Source organism: Leptospira ilyithenensis (assembly GCF_004771005.1).
Taxonomy (GTDB): Bacteria; Spirochaetota; Leptospiria; order Leptospirales; family Leptospiraceae; genus Leptospira_A; species Leptospira_A ilyithenensis.
The window spans coordinates 15,624-37,735 of record NZ_RQHV01000042.1; the positions used below are offsets into that span (position 1 = coordinate 15,624).

Annotated in this window: 18 protein-coding genes; 4 read left to right on the plus strand and 14 right to left on the minus strand. The window is 41.3% G+C overall.

What is annotated here, in order from left to right; translation table 11 throughout:
• Window positions 1-32: 32 nt before the first annotated feature.
• On the minus strand, window positions 33-422 hold the full coding sequence (locus EHS11_RS06715) for an ankyrin repeat domain-containing protein (RefSeq protein WP_246047639.1): 390 nt from the start codon (window positions 420-422) through the stop codon (window positions 33-35).
• 125 nt (window positions 423-547) lie between these two features.
• Here EHS11_RS06715 and EHS11_RS06720 point away from each other — a divergent pair, with 125 nt between their 5' ends.
• On the plus strand, window positions 548-1,363 hold the full coding sequence (locus EHS11_RS06720; RefSeq protein WP_135763635.1) for a prohibitin family protein: 816 nt from the start codon (window positions 548-550) through the stop codon (window positions 1,361-1,363).
• Between the two features lie 83 nt (window positions 1,364-1,446).
• Here the strand turns inward: EHS11_RS06720 and EHS11_RS06725 are convergent, their stop codons facing one another.
• From EHS11_RS06725 to EHS11_RS06735, 3 genes are all read right to left on the minus strand, one after another.
• The gene (locus EHS11_RS06725; protein WP_135763636.1) at window positions 1,447-4,437 is read right to left on the minus strand and encodes a TonB-dependent receptor domain-containing protein; all 2,991 of its coding nucleotides are present in this window, start codon (window positions 4,435-4,437) and stop codon (window positions 1,447-1,449) included.
• Between the two features lie 120 nt (window positions 4,438-4,557).
• Window positions 4,558-5,136, minus strand: a complete 579-nt coding sequence (locus EHS11_RS06730) for a hypothetical protein (RefSeq protein ID WP_135763637.1) — start codon at window positions 5,134-5,136, stop codon at window positions 4,558-4,560.
• A 68-nt stretch (window positions 5,137-5,204) separates the two neighbouring features.
• Window positions 5,205-6,986 (minus strand): hypothetical protein, encoded by a 1,782-nt coding sequence (locus EHS11_RS06735; protein ID WP_135763638.1) that lies wholly within the window; start codon window positions 6,984-6,986, stop codon window positions 5,205-5,207.
• 332 nt (window positions 6,987-7,318) lie between these two features.
• Between EHS11_RS06735 and EHS11_RS20100 the strand changes: the two genes are divergently transcribed.
• Window positions 7,319-7,435 (plus strand): AbrB/MazE/SpoVT family DNA-binding domain-containing protein, encoded by a 117-nt coding sequence (locus EHS11_RS20100; RefSeq protein WP_246047702.1) that lies wholly within the window; start codon window positions 7,319-7,321, stop codon window positions 7,433-7,435.
• A gap of 283 nt (window positions 7,436-7,718) precedes the next feature.
• On the opposite strand, the gene EHS11_RS20000 is transcribed toward EHS11_RS20100, so the two are convergent.
• From EHS11_RS20000 to mltG, 3 genes are all read right to left on the minus strand, one after another.
• Entirely contained in the window at window positions 7,719-7,976 is a 258-nt protein-coding gene (locus tag EHS11_RS20000) for a hypothetical protein (RefSeq protein ID WP_210413647.1), read from the minus strand.
• A gap of 180 nt (window positions 7,977-8,156) precedes the next feature.
• Window positions 8,157-8,411 carry a hypothetical protein gene (locus EHS11_RS06750; RefSeq protein ID WP_135763639.1) on the minus strand — a complete coding sequence of 85 codons (255 nt, stop codon included), beginning with the start codon at window positions 8,409-8,411 and terminating at the stop codon, window positions 8,157-8,159.
• Window positions 8,411-9,433 (minus strand): endolytic transglycosylase MltG, encoded by a 1,023-nt coding sequence (mltG, locus tag EHS11_RS06755; protein ID WP_135763640.1) that lies wholly within the window; start codon window positions 9,431-9,433, stop codon window positions 8,411-8,413. Before mltG ends, EHS11_RS06750 begins: the two co-directional genes overlap by 1 nt.
• 118 nt (window positions 9,434-9,551) lie before the next feature.
• Between mltG and EHS11_RS06760 the strand changes: the two genes are divergently transcribed.
• Window positions 9,552-10,103, plus strand: coding sequence for a uracil-DNA glycosylase family protein (locus tag EHS11_RS06760; RefSeq protein ID WP_342775428.1), 552 nt, complete (start codon window positions 9,552-9,554; stop codon window positions 10,101-10,103).
• Here the strand turns inward: EHS11_RS06760 and EHS11_RS06765 are convergent.
• Together EHS11_RS06765 and EHS11_RS06770 are read right to left on the minus strand one after the other, a co-directional pair.
• Window positions 10,094-11,206, minus strand: a complete 1,113-nt coding sequence (locus tag EHS11_RS06765; protein WP_135763642.1) for a WD40/YVTN/BNR-like repeat-containing protein — start codon at window positions 11,204-11,206, stop codon at window positions 10,094-10,096. The genes EHS11_RS06760 and EHS11_RS06765 overlap by 10 nt on opposite strands.
• 142 nt (window positions 11,207-11,348) lie before the next feature.
• The gene (locus EHS11_RS06770) at window positions 11,349-12,431 is read right to left on the minus strand and encodes a UDP-N-acetylmuramate dehydrogenase (RefSeq protein WP_135763643.1); all 1,083 of its coding nucleotides are present in this window, start codon (window positions 12,429-12,431) and stop codon (window positions 11,349-11,351) included.
• A 50-nt stretch (window positions 12,432-12,481) separates the two neighbouring features.
• Between EHS11_RS06770 and EHS11_RS06775 the strand changes: the two genes are divergently transcribed.
• Window positions 12,482-12,838 carry a Spx/MgsR family RNA polymerase-binding regulatory protein gene (locus EHS11_RS06775; protein ID WP_135763644.1) on the plus strand — a complete coding sequence of 119 codons (357 nt, stop codon included), beginning with the start codon at window positions 12,482-12,484 and terminating at the stop codon, window positions 12,836-12,838.
• Window positions 12,839-12,851: 13 nt separating this feature from the next.
• On the opposite strand, the gene EHS11_RS06780 is transcribed toward EHS11_RS06775, so the two are convergent.
• From EHS11_RS06780 to EHS11_RS06800, 5 genes are read right to left on the minus strand one after another with little or no spacing between them, the layout of a single operon-like run.
• A complete protein-coding gene (locus tag EHS11_RS06780; protein ID WP_135763645.1) occupies window positions 12,852-13,742 on the minus strand; it encodes a transglutaminase family protein in 891 nt (296 codons plus the stop codon).
• On the minus strand, window positions 13,735-16,269 hold the full coding sequence (locus tag EHS11_RS06785) for a circularly permuted type 2 ATP-grasp protein (protein WP_135763646.1): 2,535 nt from the start codon (window positions 16,267-16,269) through the stop codon (window positions 13,735-13,737). Before EHS11_RS06785 ends, EHS11_RS06780 begins: the two co-directional genes overlap by 8 nt.
• A gap of 13 nt (window positions 16,270-16,282) precedes the next feature.
• On the minus strand, window positions 16,283-19,537 hold the full coding sequence (locus tag EHS11_RS06790) for a transglutaminase family protein (protein ID WP_135763647.1): 3,255 nt from the start codon (window positions 19,535-19,537) through the stop codon (window positions 16,283-16,285).
• Between the two features lie 4 nt (window positions 19,538-19,541).
• On the minus strand, window positions 19,542-20,510 hold the full coding sequence (locus EHS11_RS06795) for an alpha-E domain-containing protein (RefSeq protein ID WP_135763648.1): 969 nt from the start codon (window positions 20,508-20,510) through the stop codon (window positions 19,542-19,544).
• Between the two features lie 19 nt (window positions 20,511-20,529).
• Window positions 20,530-21,954, minus strand: a complete 1,425-nt coding sequence (locus EHS11_RS06800) for a circularly permuted type 2 ATP-grasp protein (protein ID WP_135763649.1) — start codon at window positions 21,952-21,954, stop codon at window positions 20,530-20,532.
• Between the last annotated feature and the right edge of the window lie 158 nt (window positions 21,955-22,112).

The window sequence follows — 22,112 nt, forward strand, 5'->3', positions numbered from 1 at the left end:
AAATTTCTTGCTAGAATGATCAATTTTTGCAATTAAAGCTTTTTCAAGTAAAGTAGAATCTTTTCTTCACCTCTATCTTCCGCCAAATCCATCGCACTCAATCCTTCTGCATTTTTGATTTTATGTTCCGCTCCAGCAGAAACCAAGAGCTTTAGAATTTCCATATTTCCCCGGAAAACGGAACGAAAAACCGCAGTCTCTCCGGCAATATTTCTTAAATTTACATTTGCCCCTTTTCCAATTAAAAATTGAACGAGTGACTTGTCTTCTTTGTCCGCAGCAAGTATGATCGCGGAATTTCCCAAAGAATCTTTTTTATCTATGTTAATTCCTTCTTTCAAACAAGCTTCTATCCGCTCTTCGTTGCTGTCATGAACTGCATGAAAAAAACGAGCCTCTAGGCTTGGACCCGGACGCTTCACATTTTCATCTTCCAAACAATTTTGTTGTCCTAAGAGCAAAAAAGAGAATAATAAAAGGCGTGAAATAGAAATTAGGCTGTCCAAAATAAAAGAAAGTCTCATTCCTTTAGGATAGGTAAAAATATATGTTGTGTCGACAATTTTTTAAACTAGTAGCTCTGTCTCTGATCCTAATTCAGACGAGTTGCATTACAATTATAGATCCCGGAGAAGTGGGATTGATGTGGAGGCCTTACGCTACAGGCCTTGGCAAAAAACCGCTAGAATCCAGAGTTCAGTTTTATCTTCCCTGGAACAGTGTTTATATTTACTCCATCCAATGGAGATCCTATCAGGAAAAAGTGGAAGTTTTAACAAGAGATGACCTAACGATTAACGTTACCGCAGAATTGATCATCCGCGCCAAAGAACTAGAACTTTATGAATTGCAAATGGAAATCGGAACGGATTACTATGATAAGGTGGTAAAACCCCAATTCAGAACCGCTATCAGAAATATTTTATCGGCATATAACATGGTTTCCATTTCCAAAGAAACGCCGAATGTTTCCATTCAAATCAAAAAATCCTTACAGGAAAAACTAAAGGATAAACATGTCGATATAGATGATGTCATTATTGACGACGTGGAATACAGTCCTTCCATCCTGAAAGCGATTGAAACAAAACTCACCAAACAGCAAGAACAGGAACAGATGAAGTTTGAAATCAATATTGCGAAAAGAGATGCGGAGATCCAAGCCATCGCTGCGGAAGGAAAAGCAAAAGCCATTTTGATTGAAGCAGAAGCACAGGCCAAAGCACAGAAAGCAATCGGAGAATCTTTGACACCCAAATACATTCAATGGAAAGCTTTGGACAACCCTAATAATAAATTGATCTTTGTCCCGAATGGGAAAGACGGTTTGCCGATTATAGTAAATACCGATCAGGGAAAATGAGGGATAACAGAAGGAATACGATCTAAAGGAATGAGAAAAAAGTATCCCAAGAGGAAATCATTCCTCTTGGATAAAATTGTTGTTTAGTTAAACTTATACGTTGCCGCAACGGTGAATGTTACACCCATTCTATAAGAAAGAAAGAGTTCATCCTGGCCCGTTAGTTCGGATCTTTGATAAACTTTGAATCGAGTGTCCATGATATTTTTTGCCGCTGCTTTCAGATCCAAACGTTCGTCATGTTTGTAAGAATAAACAATATCCGTTAGACCGACACCCCTTTCAATCGCATCCGGGGTTCCGTTGGCACCCACTGCGTAGATACGATTTCCAAAATAGTTATAATAAACTCCGATGGTTTGGTTTTTCTTTTGAGTGATAAACCAATCGAATTTTAGATTATAAACGAAGTCGGATTGACCTTGGAGTGCACGGGATAAGTTTGTAGGGTCATATGTGAAGGCACGGTTGTTCGAATCCAAAAGACCCATCTTTGCAAGTGCGTAAGTGCTCCAAGGCAAAACATCGACTCTGGATTTGATAAAAAAGAAGTTGGTTTCAAATCGGAAACGATCCAAAAATTCCTTTCTATAATCAAACTCGATTCCTCGGATATATGCTTGTTGCGCATTTGTGTAAGTGAACTGAGCGGAAATGGAACCTGCCACTGGACGACCGATCATCTCAATCGGATCTGACATCTGTTTGTAGAAAACTCCGACTCCAATATAATCAAGTTGAGTCAGATAGTATTCCCAACGAAGGTCATAGTTGTGAATATAAGTTCTATTTAAGTTAGGATTACCGAAAATACGATCGGCACCGAAGTAAGGAGTGAATCCGAAAGGAGACAATTCTCTCAGATCGGGACGAGTGATGGTTTGCGTATAACCCAAACGAAGGTTCATATCTTTGTGAACCTCATAAACGAAGTTGGCAGATGGCAGTCTGTCCTTAGTTCGGATCTCACCTACACCATTATTGTCTTGTCTGCATATATTGCTATTTACGAGAGCGACTCTTACATCTTCATTATTCGTATCACCGCAGCCATAATCCAAATTGGCAATAGAAGAGCTGTCTCTCAATCGGAAGGTTTTTACCTTTTGGTAGCTGTCTTCAAAACGAACCCCTCCGACGAATCTCAATTTAGGCATCAAAGGCAAGTCAAACTGTGCAAAAGACGCTTGTAATTTCTGCATCGCATCGTATGCGTTAGGTTCAATTTGTCTTTCGGAGAAAGTTTTTTTACCGGAAGGATTGTCTCTTGTAACAAGAAACTCGGAAGCATTATAAGTAAGTTCACCCGGAGCCGGCCAATAGTCAGCGATGTTGTTTCCTATCGCGGAATTGTATTTAACACCAAACTCTCTGAAGCGGAAGTCTTTATAACGATCCATCGCAAGACCACCGACTTTCAATGAAGATTTTAAACCGTTCCACTGCTCGAAAGGAATTTCATATTTCACATTGATTTGTTTGACTTGGTCTTTGGACACGGAGAAAAATCTGGATCCGTCCGGGTTATTTCCCAATCGCAAATAAGCTTGTGTAGGAGACGAAGGAGGATCCGATCTTCTCCAAACTTGTTGGGTTAAGTTCGGTTCATCCCTGGTTGCTTCGGAAAAAGATAAGTTCCAATCCAATTTATGAGGTCTTGCCATAGTTCCCAATTGGATCGCATGGTCTCCACCAAACGTACTATTCAAGAGAGAACGGGAAGTGAATGTATTTGTATCTGCTAAGAATTGGAAGTTGTCAATGTAGTTCACACCACTGGACTGTCTTACATTCGTATCCGAGTTGATGGTATAGAGGTTTTTGAAATGGATTGATTGACCTTTTGTAAATTCATAAGCTAAGTTTACGTTGGAACCGAAGTTAGTTTCCTTATTGTAAATATCCGCATCTTGTTCTTGGACTTTATTCAACTGAGTCGTTTCTTTCACTTGGGAATTGACAGGGTTGGAAGGATTGTATCTTCTTGATTTTTCTTCTCTGAAGCGATACTCTTCACTTCTTGTGATACCGACTAAAACCCCCAGTCTTTGTCCTGACTCGGTTATTTTAAAAGTATTACCTATGGAAAAACTAAAGTTTTTATCATAAGATCCCGTTTCGGTTTTAGGAGTCCATTGACCGTTGAAAAAAACAGGAGTAATGTTTGTTAACGTGGCAGGCAAACCACCAAAACGGTTTCCAGGTTCATAAACTACTTCATTCGGCAAACCGCTGATGATTTTAGGCATCTGCATATCAGGATTTGCCCGACCAAGAAAATCTCCACCGTTGAAAGTTTTGAATTCCTTTCCTGTGGTGTTCATATTTCTTCCTACACCTAACGAAAGACTCATTTGAAACTGATCAGGATACTCTTGAGTTTCGATTTTCACCAAACCACCGGAAAATTCTCCGATGTCTTCCGGTTGGAATGTTTTGATGACCCGGATATTTTTGATGAGACCTGCAGGAAAAATATCCAGAGGAACCACTCTTTTGTCCGGCTCTGTGGAAGGAATAATGGAATCGTTCAATAGAGTATTGGAGTAACGTTCTCCCAATCCACGAACAAATACATACTTTCCGCCTATCAGTGTAATACCAGTTACACGACGAACCACATCTCCTGCGGAAGAGTCGGGAGATTTTTTGATCGCTTCCTGCGAAATCCCGTCCGATACCGTGGCTGATTTTCTTTGTAACGCAAGCATGGAAGCTTCCGTATTGTTAATCGCTCTGTCTTTGACTTCTACGGTTTCGAGAGTTTGTGCTCCGAAAGTGACATTCATGGACTGAGTCTTGCCTGCAATTATATTGATGGTTCGTTTTTGAGGAGCATAACCGTACATTTGGTATTCCACCTCGTAACTTCCGGGTGGCAGGGAAAGATCGTATTTTCCGTCAAAGTCGGTTTTCGCAAATTTCTTTTCAGAACGAACTACAATGGTCGCTCCGAATACCGCTTCCCCATTTTCGGAATCAATGATGGTTCCCCTCAAATTACCTGCGCCTTGTGCGAACAAAGTAATAGGAAAAAGAAGAATTATGATGATTGAGAGAATAACATTTTTCATATAGACTATCTTGTTTTTTATTTGTTACAAAGATTTAGTGAATGTGTTTCGAGTAAATGTAAAGGAGGAGAGAAACATTACAGTTCGTTTAATTTATTGTAATGAAAATGTAATAAAAGTTCAGGGAGCGACAACACCAACTTTGAACTTTCCATTCACTTCAAAGATCATCTTAATCTGATCTATGTTCATCGGTTTTCCATTTACCAAAACCTCCAAGGAACCGGGTTTGTGACCAACGATCTTTTTATAAGTTCTGGGAGTTTCCCAAATCACATCTTTGATTGAGAGTCGATTTCCTTTTAAAACCTCTCGTAAACGTTCAATTCCCTGGTCTTGTCGACTTTGGATCAATTTTTTGTAATCTTCCAAGGGAGTACTATCTAAAGAAGTTCCGGATCCCAGTGTATTGGGAAATACAACCGTCTCTTGTTCGAGAGGAGTAAAAATAGATTTATAATTTGATTTTGAGCCAGCTTGTACTTCTTTTAAAAAAGCGATCAGCGCCTCTTCTTTAGAGGAAAAGCCATTTTCTATTTTATAGGAACCTTTTATATTTGCCTGGATCTTTGCCCTTGACTCAGCCATTCGAAGTTCTTCTTGTTTGTTTGCTTTTTCCAATTCTGCACGCCAATCCTGTTTGGATTCGCATTGGAAGGCTAAAAGTGATAAGGTCGTAATAAGTAAGATTTTTTTCATAAGTTTAAAATAAAAAGACCCTAGCGAAAAGCCAGGGTCTTTTAAGTTCCATCAAATTGATTGGAAGATTATCTTGCGCGGTAAACCGTCCAAGAGTCCCACCATTTGTTACCGGAAGCACCACCACCTGTGGCGGCAAGTCCGGAAATAGTTGTAAAATCAGGTTTAGTTGCAGAGAATCCACAATCTGTTCCAGCAATGTTTCCAAGGGAAGTGATCGGAGTTGCAGTAAGAGTACTTACAGGGCCTAAGCTCGCACATGGGCCGACAGTATTAGTTTTTCCACTTTGGCCCAAAAGATTACTACCAGTAGGATTTGTGGCAGCGCCACCACCTGCGTTGGTATTGCAAAGGAAATTACCAGCAGCAAAACCGTAAACCAATCCGTTCGAAAAAGTTCCGACCATGCCTTCTCTATATCTTTGTCCCCATCCACCGGAAACTTCCGATCCGATCAGAGTAAAGTTAGACACACCTGGGTTGGTGTAAGTTGATCCTGCTAGAACCGGAGCAACTCCAAGGCTATGAGATCCGTCCATTTCCATACCATGTGGGTCCGTAGAAGCAGAACCACCGCAAGCACTTGGGTATTTAACACCAATTAAAGTATTGAGTGTTCCAGTAAATCCTTCATCCATATCAAAGTCATCATCCAATCCACCCGTTGATAATAAGTGGTCTCCAGTAACAGTTCCGCCCCACCACTCAAATGAATCATCCAATCCACGGTGAATTTGCACATAACTGTAATTTGAGCTATTTGTCACTGCATAGGAAGAGATACCATTCAATTCATCCCCAGGAGCTACCTCATTTCCAGCGAACTCAACAATCACGTACTTCAAAGTAGCAGTTGAGCTGAGAGTTCTTGGATAAGATTGAGGGGTTGTACCTTCCGTGTTGGAAGTTCTTGTAGGAATTCCGTTTCCAATGATCACAATACCACCCCAGTCGCTCGGATATCTGGATCCCGGATTTTGTGAAGAAGTGAAACAGATTGGACTAGCAGCTGTACCTTGTGCATCCAAAGTTCCATTGTCTTGGATAAAGAGAGAAGATCCGCGGTTACCAAAGATCGTAGCACCAGGAGAAACAACTAATTTTCCACCGTTCTTAACAGTAACAGTTCCGCTTAAAATCGCAGAATTGGAAATAGTTTTCGTAGTAGTAATGTCTCCACTGAGCACTTCAGGTGATCCGGATACATTCTTACCATCACAAATATTTTCTCCAACCGTAGGGGAAACCAAGTTGTATTGACCTTTGATCACTACAGTTACTGATTTTACAGTGATTTTGAAACCATTTGCAGTGATTGCCACTTGGTTTGTGTTCGTAAGGTCCGCAGCATTGATGTTTACATCCATTGATGCGGTTCCGATTGCTTCTGTATAGGTAGAAGCATCTAATGCGGCGATCAAATCACAAGCACCCGTAGTTGCGTTGTTAGCTCCAGTGGATCCCACAGCAGTCAACGTATAGTTTCCGGTGGATTGGTTCACTTTGAAGTTAAGAACAAATTCTCCGTCTAGTCCGGTTCCCGGGCTTCCTACACTTAACGCTGTAGCAGTTTGGCAAGCAGTAAAGTCGGAAACGGTTCCTTGTCCGTCTGTCAATGTGTTTGTTGTTCCATTCGTGATCGTTACTTTACCATCTCTGGTTGCAATACTGCTTGCGTCGGCAAGAGTTGCAGTCAAAGTAACGGTCGCCTCGTATCCTTGGCTTAAGTATAAAGCAGCAAGCAACAACCCTAGGTTGTCATCTTTTTCTTTCGGTTTACAATTGGTCGCAGCGAAAGCAAACAAGCTGATGGTTGCCAACACTACTCCTTTTTTTAATAATTGATTCATGTTAATCCTCTTTCGAATAAATCGAATTTGCAAGCCAGCGGGTATTCCCGTATGGGAAAACGAACGTATTTCCCCCTAGCTCGGATTCCAATATGCATCTTTTCTGTTACAAAAACATGACAGGCAGGTGAAGGTTTCGTAAAAAGATAAATGTTCCACGCTCCTGCCTGTATGACGTCCTGTCACAACGGGCGAGCTTCGGCATCCTGCCTTCGCCTCCGCGAGAAAAATTTATCTTAGATTTGGAAGAAAATAATTATCAATGGTGAATTTTCGAACTTACTTCTTCATATGTTTTATATTATTATAAGGGAATAAAATTAAGGTCTAAAATTACTTCAAAATACCAGATTACGATTCCGAAAGAAATCAGGGATTCATATCGAATCTGCCAAAAAACCTTTCTTAAAATACAAAGGGTATCTGAACACCGGTTCGATCGATATTAAATCCGATATCAAAAAAGCATGGGAAGAACGTTCAAAAAGACATCAATCAAATTATTAAAGATCTTTTGGAAAACCCAGGCGTGAATTATGAATCTGCTTATTACCCGGAATTGATTTTTCAACTTTAGCCAAAGCATGTAAAAGATTATGGAGATGCTGTTTTAGCTGCAGCAAGTCAATCTCTAGGATCGCAAATAGCAACATTTGACAGGACTTTTTAAAATCTTTGAAAAATTGAATATGAATGTATTTCAGTTTTGAGAGAGGTATATTTTATAACCAACTAACGGTTACCAGATGAATAGGCTTGGTTTAAAGTTATTTGCATCATTTTCGGAAAAAAGTGGGGGACGGGTTCTTGGTTTAGGACGGATCTCGCCGCCCCTCCCTCGCGCCAATTGAAGCGAGAAATATCCGAAGGATCATCAGCAAAGCTGATCTCCTGGGTGGGGTGAAACCACAAAGCCACCCAATACGTTCCCTCTAACACATCTTCACCGCTACCGCAAGCAAAACCTTCCCGATCAGAAATTTTCTTCAAATATATTCGCCTTTTTGCCGCATGGTGCCAGCTAATATAGATTATATCTTACTTTTCGTTGGATTCCGGCCAGGGATGTGAAGGGCTTGGTCGCGGAAAGCGACCGAGCGGAAATCCGCGAGCCCGCAGCAGCCCGATCCCGCAGGGAGGACGCCAAACCTTTATTAAATGATTCTGAGGTTAGTTGATTTTGTTTAAAATCTTTATTAAATTGCTTTTGATTCTTCTTTTTTGATCTTCTGTGAGAACCAGGTCGCCCCGCTCCGCCTTTTCAATCACGAGTTCGGCTTTTTGAACGAATACGGCGGCTTCGTCGTCGACGGCTTCCTTACGAGCTTGTTTTTCGCGGTAACGGTCGAGGGATTTCTGAACATCAATTAACTCTTGTGATACGGATCCGATAACCACATTGAGACCGATGATATCTTCGTTCATTATTGATAAAACGCGTCTATGTATTTCTTTTTGGCTTCCAAATGTTCTTTGAAAGTGGCGGAAAAATAATGAGACCCGTCCGGTTTCAAAAGGAAAAACAATTTGTCGGATTTTTCCGGCTTGAATGCGGCAATCAACGCAGGAAGTCCCGGGTTGGAAATAGGACCGGGAGGCCAACCTCCGTTAATGTAGGTGTTATACGGAGAAATGATTTTCAAATCGGAATCAAAAAGTCTTTTTTTCGGTTTATCAAACAGATACTGGATAGTAGCGCAGGATTCCAGATTGATATTTTTATCAATGCGAGTGAGAAACACTCCGGCCATCATCGGTCTTTCTTCTTTACGAACAGCTTCCCTTTCCACAATGGAAGCGAGAACCACCTTCGCATGCAATGCGGCGGAGTTGATTCCTTTTGCTTCAGGAATGGTTTCCAATTTTTTAAAAAACCTTTTGATCATCATATCCGCAATCCGATCAGGCGGAAAATTGATAGGAACGGAATATGTTTCGGGAAACAAATATCCTTCCGTGGTTTTTGCGGGGATTTTGTGCTTGTCCAACAAAGCCTGGTTAGATGCTGCTGTCAGAAATTCTTCTCTGGACTTTGTCAGTTTTTTGGAAACAAGCAAATCTCCAATCTGACGGTTGTTATATCCTTCTGGAACTGTAAAGGTAATGAGTTTTACCTTCCCCGAAATGATTACATCCAATATCTTTCGGGAACTCATCCCGTCGTTGATTTCGTAAACGCCTTGTTTGATTTTGTTTCCAGCGCGGGTAAATTTGATTAGATAATTAAAATAGACGGAAGATTTGATCATCCCCGATTGGGAGAGCTCTTTGACAACGGCGGAAGAAGGTTCTCCTGCATCAATGATCAGGTCGAATTTGTTTTGACCGTCTCCTACCGCGCCTCCTTTTATTTCATCGATCACGAAAACAGATATGACTGCGGTCACGAAAAGGAAAGCAAGCCCGATCAGAGAAAGAATAAAAATTCGGTTTTTTTTTGTAGTCATAAGACCTTCTTCGAAAACACTCTGTGCTTAGTATCTATAAACACCAAATCTTTTTTAGAGAATGTTAACCCTAAACGAACACATTCACACTCTTTTAGACTGTCGCAAATGCCCCGACATGCAGGGAAAGCCTGTCCATGGTTGCATTCCTAAAACAAAAATCATTAGCATCGGCCAGGCGCCCGGAGTCCATGAGGAAAGATTGGGAAGACCTTTCGCTTATACCGCAGGAAAAACTCTGTTCCAATGGTTTTCCCGCATAGGTGTGGAGGAAGATGTTTATCGCAAAAAAGTCAACATGGCAGCTGTTTGTCGGTGTTTTCCGGGCAAAGCAAAATCGGGTGATAGAAAACCTTCCAAACCCGAAATAGAAAATTGCAGGCCTTGGCTCGGATTTGAAATTCAATTTCATAAACCGAAACTGATTTTGCCCATCGGGAAATTGGCAATCGCAGAACTCATTGGCACCGAAAAATTCAAATTGGAAGACATAGTAGGAACCATCCAAAAAAAAGAATGGTTCGGCGTTACCTTTGATTGGATCGCTTTGCCCCATCCTTCCGGACTGAATGTATGGAATCATACCGAGATTGGAAAAAAAAGAATCGGAGAAGCATTGGAATTGATTCGTTCCCACAAAACATGGAAAGAAACATTCGGTTATTCCTGATAGTAGACCCAATAGATGCTATTGTGTCCCAATCCGTTAGCAGTTGTTTTATTAACATAATTCACTCCCCCATCGGTAGAAATTCCGAGTCCCCCACCGGTTGCCGCAAACACTTTTGATCCCAAGGCAAAAACTTCGCTGACAGCAGTGTTTACCAGTCCGTTTGTATTATTGGTAAATGAACTTCCGTTGTCCGTGGATATGGCAACACCGCCTCCTGTAGCAACATAAAGCGTTGTATTTGCCAAGTATGCTCCGTTGGTATTATTGATTGGCAATCCGTTCACTGTGGTTTTATTTGAAAAACTCGTTCCACTATCAATCGAAACTGCTATACCCGAAGGAGTGGAAGCGTATACATTCGGATTTTTTTCATAAACCCCGTATACCGTATTAATTCCCAATCCGTTTGCCGTAGTTTTATTTACAAAGCTTGTTCCACCGTTGGTAGAAATCGACAAGCCGCCATCAGTTCCCACGTATATGTTTCCCGTACTATCGACACTGACTCCATAGGAATAATCATTCCCTAATCCGTTCGCTGCGGTTTTAATGATAAAACTATTTCCCCCGTCCGTAGAAATCACCAAACCGGAGTCAGATGCCACATAAATGATACCGTTATAAACGTACACTCCGAAACAAAAAGTGGCTGGACCGCAGGCACGGTTGGTAAAACTGTTTCCGCCATCGGTTGAAATTGACAAACCAGAGTTAGTTGCCGCATAGATGACTCCGTTCACAAAGGAAATTCCGTTGATCAGATCGTTTCCCAATCCGTTCGCTGTCGTTTTATTTGTAAAAGTATTGCCTCCGTCCGTAGATATGGACAGTCCTGCTGCAGTACCAACCAATAAAAACGGACCTGTTACAGTAAAACCTGCGGCTCCTGCAGAACCACCGGAATTGCCGGAAGAAGAACTTCCGCCGGCATTATTTCCTGGATGACCTTCAAAACAGTTCGAAAACAAACATTGCAGCAAAGATTGCATTCGATAAGCTTCCGATCTCGTATCTCCTGCATTGTTTAAATCCAAATGACAGCGAAGGCCGAAACAAAAGAATATAAGTAAAATGGAATTTTCGAAATATCTAAGATTCATGTTAAAAATCGGGTGACGGACTTGGGCAAAAACTAAGGCAAATTTTGTTCCGATTTTTAATATGAGTCAAGAATTTATTGAATTATTCTTTCCAATTCACCTTCTATGATTTTCTACTTTTGTCATAAATTCGTTTACACGGTTAGCCAAGCAGGACAGGTTCTCTTTCCAAATGAATTCCGAATTTTGATTCCACTTCCGAAACGATTCGATTCATCAAAGACAAAAGTTGATTTGTATTTCCTCCTCTGTTGACCAAAGCAAGAGAATGAGCTTTGGAAATACCGATTCCTTCGACAGTATATCCTTTTTGAAAACCGGCATTCTCTATCAGCCATGCCGCTGAAATTTTTGTTCTGCCTATAGGTTCTAAAAACAAAGAAGGAAAATTTAAATTCATTCTTTGCAGCCTCTCTAAAAAATTTTGCAATTGAGAAGAGTTTAAAATCGGGTTTGTAAAAAAAGATCCCGCCGAAATGGAATCGGGATCAATGGGATCAATGACCATTGATTTTTTTCTTCTGAGAGAAAGAACTATTTCGCGTAACTCTTGTAATTCGTGGACCCTGTCTTTCGGTTGGCCGGAAGGGGAAAAAAGTGAAAGTTTGGATTCCCATGCTTTTTGCAATTCGGGGTATTTGATCTGAATCGGATTCTTTGCTGAAAACTGAAATAATACGGAAATAACAATCCAATCCTTAAGATCCCCCGATTTGAATTTGCTATTCCGATAGGAAAATCCGCACTCTTCCTTGAAGAATGTTTTTGTTTCTCCGTTAGGATGAACGGCAACCAAAGACAAAATCGTTTCAGATACTTCTTGTCCGTAGGCGCCGACATTTTGGATAGGAGTCGCTCCTACAGTTCCTGGGATTCCAGACAAACATTCGATTCCTGAAAATCCCTGCGCGATGGAAAATTTTACAAATTCATCCCAAGCCACACCCGCTTCTGCGGAAATGGTAACAAGACCGGAATCGGAATCTTCCGAAAGGATCTCTATCTTTGATGATTCGATTTTGATTACCAATCCCGAAAATCCGGAATCCGAAACAATCGTATTGGAACCGCCACCAAGTATGAAATACGGAAAGCTTTTGGATTTGGCAAATTCTAAGGCTTCCAACAAAACTTCCCGAGAGGAGATGCGGGTGAAGTACTTTGCACTTCCACCCAACTGCATCGTGGTAAAACCGGAGAGAAGAATGTTTTCTTCAATGAGCATAGTTCTAAGAATCAGATGCAGAGAATCCAGTAAGTAAGAAAATAGGTTTTATGAAAAATTCAAATCTAAAAGTTTATGAATATTCCGGCTGTAGCACCTGTCGGAAAGCACTTGGATTTCTAAAAAAGCAAGGAATCGCTTACGAATCCTTCCCCATCCGGGAAACTCCGCCCAGTATTGCGGAATTAAAGAAAGCAAAACAAGTCATTGGTGACATTCGCAAACTATTCAATGTTTCCGGAAAAGATTATAGAGAAGGAAATTGGAAAGAAAAGTTGACGAAAATTTCCGAAGAAGAAGCTCTGAAAGCACTTTCCAAAAACGGAAACCTGATCAAAAGACCTTTTGTTATTTCTGACAAAATGGTTCTAGTAGGATTCAAAGAAGAAGAATGGAATCATATTTAATCGAAATCTGATCCTATTTTTCTAGAATCGCTTCCCGCAAAACATCCACTTCTACAACTAACTTATGTTTGCCGCCTCCGAATAAAATCCCCTTCAGTGGGGATACATCTGAATAGTCTCTTCCGATTGCAGTAATGATATATTCTTCCGTGATCAATTTTCCATTCGTAGGATCAAAATCCTGCCACCCCATATCGGGACAATACACGGATATCCAAGCATGAGTTGCATCCGATCCTTGTAGTTTCGGAACGCCCGGAGGTGGTTGTGTTTCCAAATACCCACTCACGTATCTTGCCGGAATACCCAAAGACCTCAGACTGGAAATAGCGAGATGACTGAAATCCTGGCAGACACCTTTCTTTTCAGCTAATACTTGTTCGGGTGGAGTATTGATCGTAGTCGCCTTTACATCATATTTGAAATTTCTGAATATGCTCTCCGACATTTCGAGAGCGCCTAAAAAAACAGGCTTGCCAGGTGTAAAAAACTGTTTCCCATATTCACCAAACTCCGGTTTGATCTTGATAAAAGGAGAAGGATGCAAATATTCGAGCGAGGAAATATCCTGTTCCAAACCGGATTCGTTTATCATTTTTGAGATCAACTCCCAAGCCGTGGATCTCGAATGATCGTATCCCATCGAAGCGTGTGTGCGAATTGTGGATTCCACAGTAACTTCCAATGCCTTATGAGGATCTTCCACTGAAAATAAAAAAACCTGGTTTCCAAAATAATCCCTTCGAAAGGAAGATACGATCGGTTTCGGATTCACCGTCACATGAGTGCGGAAACAATCCTGATGTCTGGAAGTCAAAGGATACATATGCGCCATGTTATGGCAATAGGATACGAAATCCTCATACACATACTTGGTTTTGTGAATGACCCGATAATCAGCCATTTCCATCTCCGATTCGGGTTTGTTCTTCCGCATAACTAAAGTAACGTGCAGTAATCGCATCTGACAAATGTCTTAGATGTTTGTGCAGTTCTTCCAACCAGACAGTGATGTTTGTAAGAGGTTCCGCAGATCCGAATAGAATAGATATGTCTTTCATTTTGAATTCAGTATAAAGCTGAAGTGCCGCTCTGTCTTCCGAATAGGTTTGTTTTTCTTCTTTTCCGGGAAGATACTTCAAACAAAGATTGATCTGTTCCAACTGATAAGCAAAGGATCTCGGGTTTGTAGTATCAAAAAGTAAAATGTCCAAAACCGATTCCTGATCGATTCTACCGCGATACCGTCTATTGTATGTAATACGAATATCATTGATACTGAGCAGGTTTTCGAAGGAAGATTTATTATCATAACCTTCCCAACGGATCATTCCCTGCAATGTAATGATCAGATTTACGGATCTTTCCAATCGACGACCGAGTTCCAAGAAATACCATCCCGCTTCGCGGCTCATATTTTCAAAAGACAAACCGGTAAGGGATGATAGATTCAGAATCACTTTATGAAGAAAGTCTATCAGGGAATCATAAGTTTGAATTTGCTGAATCAGATTGTCTTCCAAGTTGAGCATGTTTTTCTTCATGTCCTCGGAAAGCCGATCACGCACTGACTTGGACGCCTGAACCAAACTTTTAATATTAAAAGCAAGGCCGCCGACTACAGATTTGTCAGAAGCCAATTTTTGTAACTCCCCGAATGGTTGTGCAAACAGATCTTCAGCATCATCTCCCAAAAATCCAGGGAATGAATTTGTAACATGCGTTACAAGGCGCAAAACATTGAATATAGCTTCTTTTTCATAATTCTCTTCGATCTGAAGCACTTTGAAAGTCGCTTCTCTGAAAATACGGGCCTGGTTTTCGGAACGTTCCATATAACGGGCAAGCCAGAACAAACTGTCTGCAACACGACTGGGAACTCCCGAACTTTTTCTGGAAATGGAAACCTGATCCGATTTCGGAACAAGAAGGGTTTCTTCTTTTTGGGTTTCGGAAGCAAGCACCCATAAGTCCTTGCTCCAAGCTCCTCTTTGACTGGTTACAAAAAAATCATCCAAAGACTGTGAAACCCGAACCAAACCACCTGCCATCGTCTGATATCCGTTATCCGAAGAAGTAACAAATGTTCTCATAATCGCCCTACCCGGGCGGAATCCGTTTTCGGAAAGTATGGGAACTGTCGCCGAAGCAATCATTTCCTGAGCGATAAAACGTTTAGGATTGTGTTTTATTTTTGTTAAAAAATTATCCTTTCTCTCTCCGCTCAATTCAAGAAAGGTAACCGGCTCTTCTTCATCATCTCTGGAAACCGTTTTGAAAACGTACTTTTCAGGAGATTGCATAACCAAGGATTCATGTTGCTTGTCCCCCAACCAATAGGTTGGTGCCATAGGCAGAATCAAATCCTCTCCCAGATAAAATTTACATAGATCGTTATAAAAAGGAAGTAATGCTCTGTTTTCCAAAAAGGAAGACCCTATCGGATTTGCGATCTTTACGTTTCCGGAACGGATTGATTCCAAAAGTCCCGGCACTCCCAAAAGGGAATCTCCTTTCAATTCGAGAGGATCCATAAACAAATCATCCACCCGCCTGAGGATCAGATCCACTTGTTGCAATCCTTCCACCGTTTTCATATATACTTTGTTTTTTCTGACAGTCAGGTCTTCGCCTTGGACCAGAGTATAACCCAGGTAACCCGACAAATATGCATGTTCGAAATAAGTTTCGTTTCCCGGACCGGGAGTTAATAAAACCACAACCGGCTCTCTCCCGGAAACACCTGCTAGTTGATTTAATGATTTACGGAGAGAACGGAAGTAAATAGCCACGCGATGTACCATCGCATCTCTGTACATACTGGGGAAAATACGGGATAATACGATCCTATTTTCGAGCGAATAACCGGAGCCCGACGGTGCTTGTACCCGGTCGTTTAATACATAAAAATTTCCATCGGCTCCGCGAATCATATCGCATACGAAAAACAAAAGTGCCGGATTTTTTGCTAAAAAATGATTGGATTCGTACATTCCATCGCAAGCGCGAAGGAAAGACGAAGAGTTCATTAATATCTCTGCGGGGATTTTTTTTTCGAATAACACCCGTCTTTTGGAATAAATGTCACGTAAAAAACTATCGAGTAGATCTGCTCTTTGATTCAAGCCCCTTTCTAACAAACGCCATTCATCACTTTCCATCACCAAAGGAAACAGATCCAAATTCCAGGGTCTTTCTTTTGCCTCGGGAGAATTCGACTGATAGGTATTGTATGTTACGCCGTTTTCCCGCAAAATACGATCCGCATCTCTTCTACGGTTGATCAGCTCTCCGGGACCAAGCTCTTGAAATGACTTAACAATGAATTTGTATTTTTTACGAACATTGCCGTCTTCATCCATTAACTCGTCATAGACGCCTTGCAATGGGCGATAGTTATTTGTGAGTACGTACGGATCCTGAGTCATCATCTATGAATACTAGTTATACCAATCTTAAATCCAAAGTAGAAGGGAAAGCCTTATTCTCCAACCGAACCGGAGGAAGGGATTTTCCCACTTTATGACCATGGGTCCAAAACCTGGATATCCTTCTGGATTCTGCCTCATATCCATTTACTGGAAAATTTCCGTAAGACAATCCGCCCGGATGGGAAACATGGTATGTGCATCCCCCTAAAGATCTATCATTCCATTTGTCATATATGTCAAACACAAGTGACTGTTGCGCAGGTAAATGTGGATGTAAAGTGAAGACTGTTGCCCATGCCTTAAATCGGACACCCGCTACGTACTCTCCCGTAGATCCCGTAGGCTGGAGAGGCACTTCATATCCATTACAGCTCATTACGTAACGATCCGGATGAAAACCGGTCACTTTTACTTGCAACCTTTCCACAGCGGAATCCACTCCTCTCGAAGTTCCTTGCGAGGTATTTTCTTCCCCCAGAACATTCCAAGGCTCCAATGCCATTCGCAGTTCAATCTGCATTCCATCCAGAAAAGAAACTCCGTATTGAGGAAACCTGAATTCGAAGAAAGGATCAAAGTCTTTTTCTATAAATGCAAATCCGGAATTTTGTAAACCGCGAATGACTTCTTTAAAATCTTTGTAAACAAAGTAAGGCAACATAAACCTGTCATGGAGCTCTGTTCCCCAATTGATCGGCTGACCGTAATAAGGCGACTCCCAAAATTTGCATAAGATTGCCATCACAAAGGCTTGTTGCACCACACTCATTTGGTAATGAGGCGGCATTTCAAAGGCTCTCATCTCTACAAGTCCGAGCCTTCCCGTATAAGATCCCGGATCAAAAAGTTTATCGATAGAAATCTCGGTTCTGTGGGTATTCCCCGTGAGATCGACTAAAATATTTCTAAACAATCTATCGATCAACCAGGGAGGTGTAAACCGGCTCGAGTCAATTTGCTGGAATGCGATTTTCAATTCATGCAAACTGTCGTTACGCGCTTCATCAATGCGCGGAGACTGGGACGTAGGACCGATAAAAAGACCGGAAAACAAATACGATAGTCCCGGATGATTCTGCCAAAAAGCAATCATACTTCGGAGCAGACTCGGCTTGCGTAAGAACGGACTGTCTTGAACAGATGCTCCTCCGACAGTGATATGATTTCCTCCGCCGGTTCCGGAATGCCTACCGTCTAACATAAATTTTTCGGCGGTCAATTTGATCTGTTCCGCTTCCTCATAGAGAGTTTTTGTTTTTTCTACAATCTCTCCGAAATTATAAGACGGGTGCATGTTAACTTCGATTACACCGGGGTCGGGTGTGATTTTGAAACGATTGAGTCTCGAATCAACAGGAGCTTCGTATCCTTCCAATACGATCGGTAAATCTGTCATTTCCGCAGTTTTTTCAATTTGTAAGATCAGATCCAACCAACCTTCCAATGTGGACACAGGAGGTAGAAAAACACGAAGATTTCCATTTCTAGGCTCGATGCAAATCGCAGTTCTGGTATAATCCGTATAAGGTACATTATACGAAGCATCCATTGCTTTTGCGGCGCGGACTTGTTCCAGATCTTTTCTTTTGGGAAGTGGAGGCCTAATGAATGCAGGATCTTCCTGATAAGGATATACTTTCGAACCTGTCAAAGAATTGAGAGGAAGTCTGTATCCCATGGCAGAATCTCCTGGAACCAGATATAATTTTTTTCTTTTAAAATTCCATTTTTGACTCACCCAATTGTGATCGAATGCATTGTATTCCAACGGAATCATATAACCGACTTCCCGGTTGATTCCTTTTTCCAACAAAGAAAGAATCCTTTGGCGTTCCAGTTTATTGTACTGATCCAAGTCTTTTAATAAATCTTCTTCAGCGTCTGGCAAACTACCTTCTTGCCAAAGATAATACAAATTGTCCTCATAGCTCGGATGAATCGTATCTTGGGACAGTCTCAAATTTTCAGCGAGAACGCTTGAAAATCTGCGGGCATCATTCGTTGTACTTGATCCAACATAGCGGTCGTCAGCAAGTAAATGTTCAGATTCCCAGATTTTTTCTCCGTCCAATCTCCAATAGGCAATCATCGCCCAACGGGGAAGCGGTTCTCCCGGATACCATTTCCCTTGTCCGTATTGAATCACTCCGCCTTTTGCATAATGACTTTTCAAACGTTTCATCAATTGTTCGGAACGGGAATATTTTTCAAAACCCAGTGCGTCAAAATTCCATTCGGGAGCATCTTTGTTTTCCGTAGAAACAAAGGTAGGCTCACCACCTATCGTCAAACGAATGTCATTTTTTTTGATTCTTTTGTCAATCGACTCACCTAAGTTTTGAATCCGTTTCCAATCTTCTTCCGCATAAGGAAGCGTCACTCTCGGAGTTTCTTTGATCCTTTCCACACCCATATGAAAGGAAAATTCCGTTTTCGCACGTTCGGCGGCACCGGAGATAGGACCTGCCGATTCGGGTTCAGGAGTCGCTGCAAGTGGGATATGCCCTTCTCCCGTAAAAAGTCCAGATGTAGGATCAAGCCCCACCCAACCCGCGCCGGGTAAATATACTTCCGCCCAAGCATGCAAATCAGTAAAATCCTGTTCGGCGCCTGACGGCCCGTCCAAAGATTTTACATCTGCTTTCAGCTGAATCAAATAGCCTGAAACAAATCGTGCCGCCAAACCAAGATTACGTAAAAGCTGAACTAGCAAATAGGAACTGTCCCGACAAGAACCCATTCTTTTTTTCAGAGTGTCTTCGGGAGCCTGTACGCCAGGTTCCATTCGAATGATATAACCGATGTCAGTATATACTTTCTGATTTAAACCAACGAGAAAATCAATGGTTCTGCGAGGTGTTTTATCAATTGTTTTTAAATAATCGTCCAAAAGTTTTGTAGGTTTTTTCGGTTTTAAATAAGGAGCTAATTCCTTTTTTAAAATCCGATCGTATTCGAAAGGTACTTTTTCCGCTTTTTCTTCGACAAAAAAGTCGAATGGATTGATCACTTTCATATCCACAACCAGATCCACAGCGACCTGGAAAATATTCGTTTTTTCGTTGAATACGAGTCTTGCGAGATAATTTCCGAATGGATCTTGTTGCCAGTTTAGAAACTTTTCTTCCGGTAGGATATTCAACGAATACGAAACAATATTGTTCTTCGTATGCGGTGCCGGTCTTAAACGAATCACATGCGGGGATAATTCGATCCGTTTGTCATAATTGTACGTTGTGATATGTGTTAGTGCGACTCTTATACTCATAGTTTTAGCTTTTAAAAAATCTCTCTAGGATTTTGGCTCCGATACGATTCAATTCGATTTGGATATCATCCAAATACTCATGTAAACCTTTGTCAAAAACAGAATGTACGTTTTCCGATCTCAGTCTGTTCAAATAAGTAGTCACCGCATCTTGCGCCAAATTGCGGGGCAATCCTTCTTTGTTTCCGGAAACCTTTTCCAAACTCTCTTCTATCTCATGCAAACAAAACACGATGGATCTTGGAAATGCAGGATCTAAAACTAAAAATTCAGCAATTTCGATAGGATGTACTTTTTTGTACTTACGATTGTACATTTCATGTGCTGATGTTGACTTGAGTAAAGACATCCACTGTAACAGATCTAAGGTGGAACCTACGTCCTGAATTGAAGGAAGCAATATGAAATACTTCATATCCAGAATCCTGGTCGTTTTGTCGGCTCTTTCCAAAAATCTTCCCAATAAGGAAAAACTCCAAACCTCATCATGGGAAATCGTGGAATCCGAAGTTCCGTAAAAAGTCTGGCAACTCTTTCTCACATAACTTAAAAATTCGGATAGACCTAAAGAAAGTCCTTCTCCCCTGCTCTCGGGATGCTCCAAATACTGTTTGCGATAGTCTTTGATGAATAGGTAGAATTCATTCAAAACTTCCCACATCGGAGTGGAAATATTTTCACGAATGCTTCTCGCATTCTCGCGCGCTCTTTGCACGCAGTTGTAAATGGAGCTCGGGTTCTCATCATCAAAGGTCATGAACTGAATGACGCTTGCCGGTGTAGGTGACTCGTATTTTTTTTCGAACACCTCTGCATCACCTGTAGTATAAACCAAAGGCATCCACTGGTTGGGGAAATCCTCGTTCAAATCAAGGGAAAGTTGATGGTTCACATCTATAAATCGAGCATAATTTTCCGCTCTCTCTATATAACGATTCATCCAGAATACGGATTCAGCTACGCGACTTAACATATTATTGGCTAGTCTCCTCTTATCCTAGAACCCAGGTATCTTTTGAACCGCCTCCCTGGGAAGAATTCACAACCAAAGAACCTTTTCTGAGAGCTACGCGAGTGAGTCCGCCCGGCATTACGTACACTTCCTTGCCGAACAAAATGAACGGTCGGAGATCCACATGCCTTGCTTCGATTTTGTCCGCAATCAATGTAGGGACTGTTGATAAATTCAAAACCGGTTGAGCTATATAATTTCTTGCGTCTTCTAAAATCAATTTTTTAAAATCTTCCTGTTCTTGTTTGGAAGCTTTGGGTCCGATGATCATTCCGTAACCGCCCGCTCCGTTTGCTGGTTTCACTACCAGATTGTGAATATTTTCCAAAACATATTTGAGATCTTTTTCAACGGAACAAAGATACGTAGGCACGTTCGGAATAATCGCCTCTTCGCCTAAGTAGTATTTAATGATCTCGGGAACAAAAGAATAGATCACTTTATCATCGGCAATACCCGTTCCGGGAGCATTTGCCAGAGCAACATTTCCTTTTTTGAATGCTTGAAAAATCCCTTTCACACCTAATAACGAATCCGCTCTGAATGTATTTGGATCCATAAAAGTATCATCGATTCTGCGATAGATCACATCTATTTTTTTAAGACCCTTTGTCGTCTTCATATAGACTATATCGTTTTCAACAAGCAAGTCGGAACCTTCTACAAGATAAACTCCCATCTTTTGTGCAAGAAACGAGTGCTCATAATAGGCCGAGTTGTAAACTCCCGGAGTCCAAACCGCAATCACAGGATTGCTTTCATAAGTAAGATTTTCCAAAGTGGAGCGAAGGCGATAAGGATAATCGTATACTTGGCGGATATTCAACTTGTCGAATAACTCGGGAAAGGTGCGTTTCATCACTTCACGGTTTTCCAAAACATAAGAAACCCCGGACGGACATCGCAGATTGTCTTCCAACACGTGAAAAGTTCCTTCTCCGTCCCGAACCAAATCGGTTCCGGTGATATGAATCCAAATTCCTTGCGGTGGTTTCAAGCCGATACATTCTTTTAAATATCCGGTACTCGATTCAATGATGTCCCGTGGAATGATTCCGTCTTTTATGATTTTTTGTTCATTATAAATATCTTGGAGAAAAAGATTGAGAGCAAGGATTCTCTGTTTGAGTCCCTTTTCCATTTTTTCCCATTCTTCACTGGGAACGATTCGGGGAATCACGTCAAACGGCATGATTCGCTCCTGTTGTTCCCCATCACCATACAAGGTAAAGGTGATTCCTAAAGATAATAGAGCTTTTTCTGCGGAAGAACTTCGTTTGATCAGTTCGATCCCGCCCAAACTTTCCATTTTATTTTTTAAAAAATGATAACTCTTACGAGCGCTTCCTTCATGGGAAAACATCTCGTCATATCCGTTCTTAGTGTCATAGTCTGCGATAAACATGGCGCATACTTCCTTTTGCTTATTTTAAGAGCAATTTCCGTACCAATCTACACATTTCGCTGAGATAAGAAGAAAAGCGGTACTAGACATAATCATTACGATTTTCAGAAAAAATAATGCTTAATAACGTAGCATCGGAGAAGTTCCTAGTCATCGGC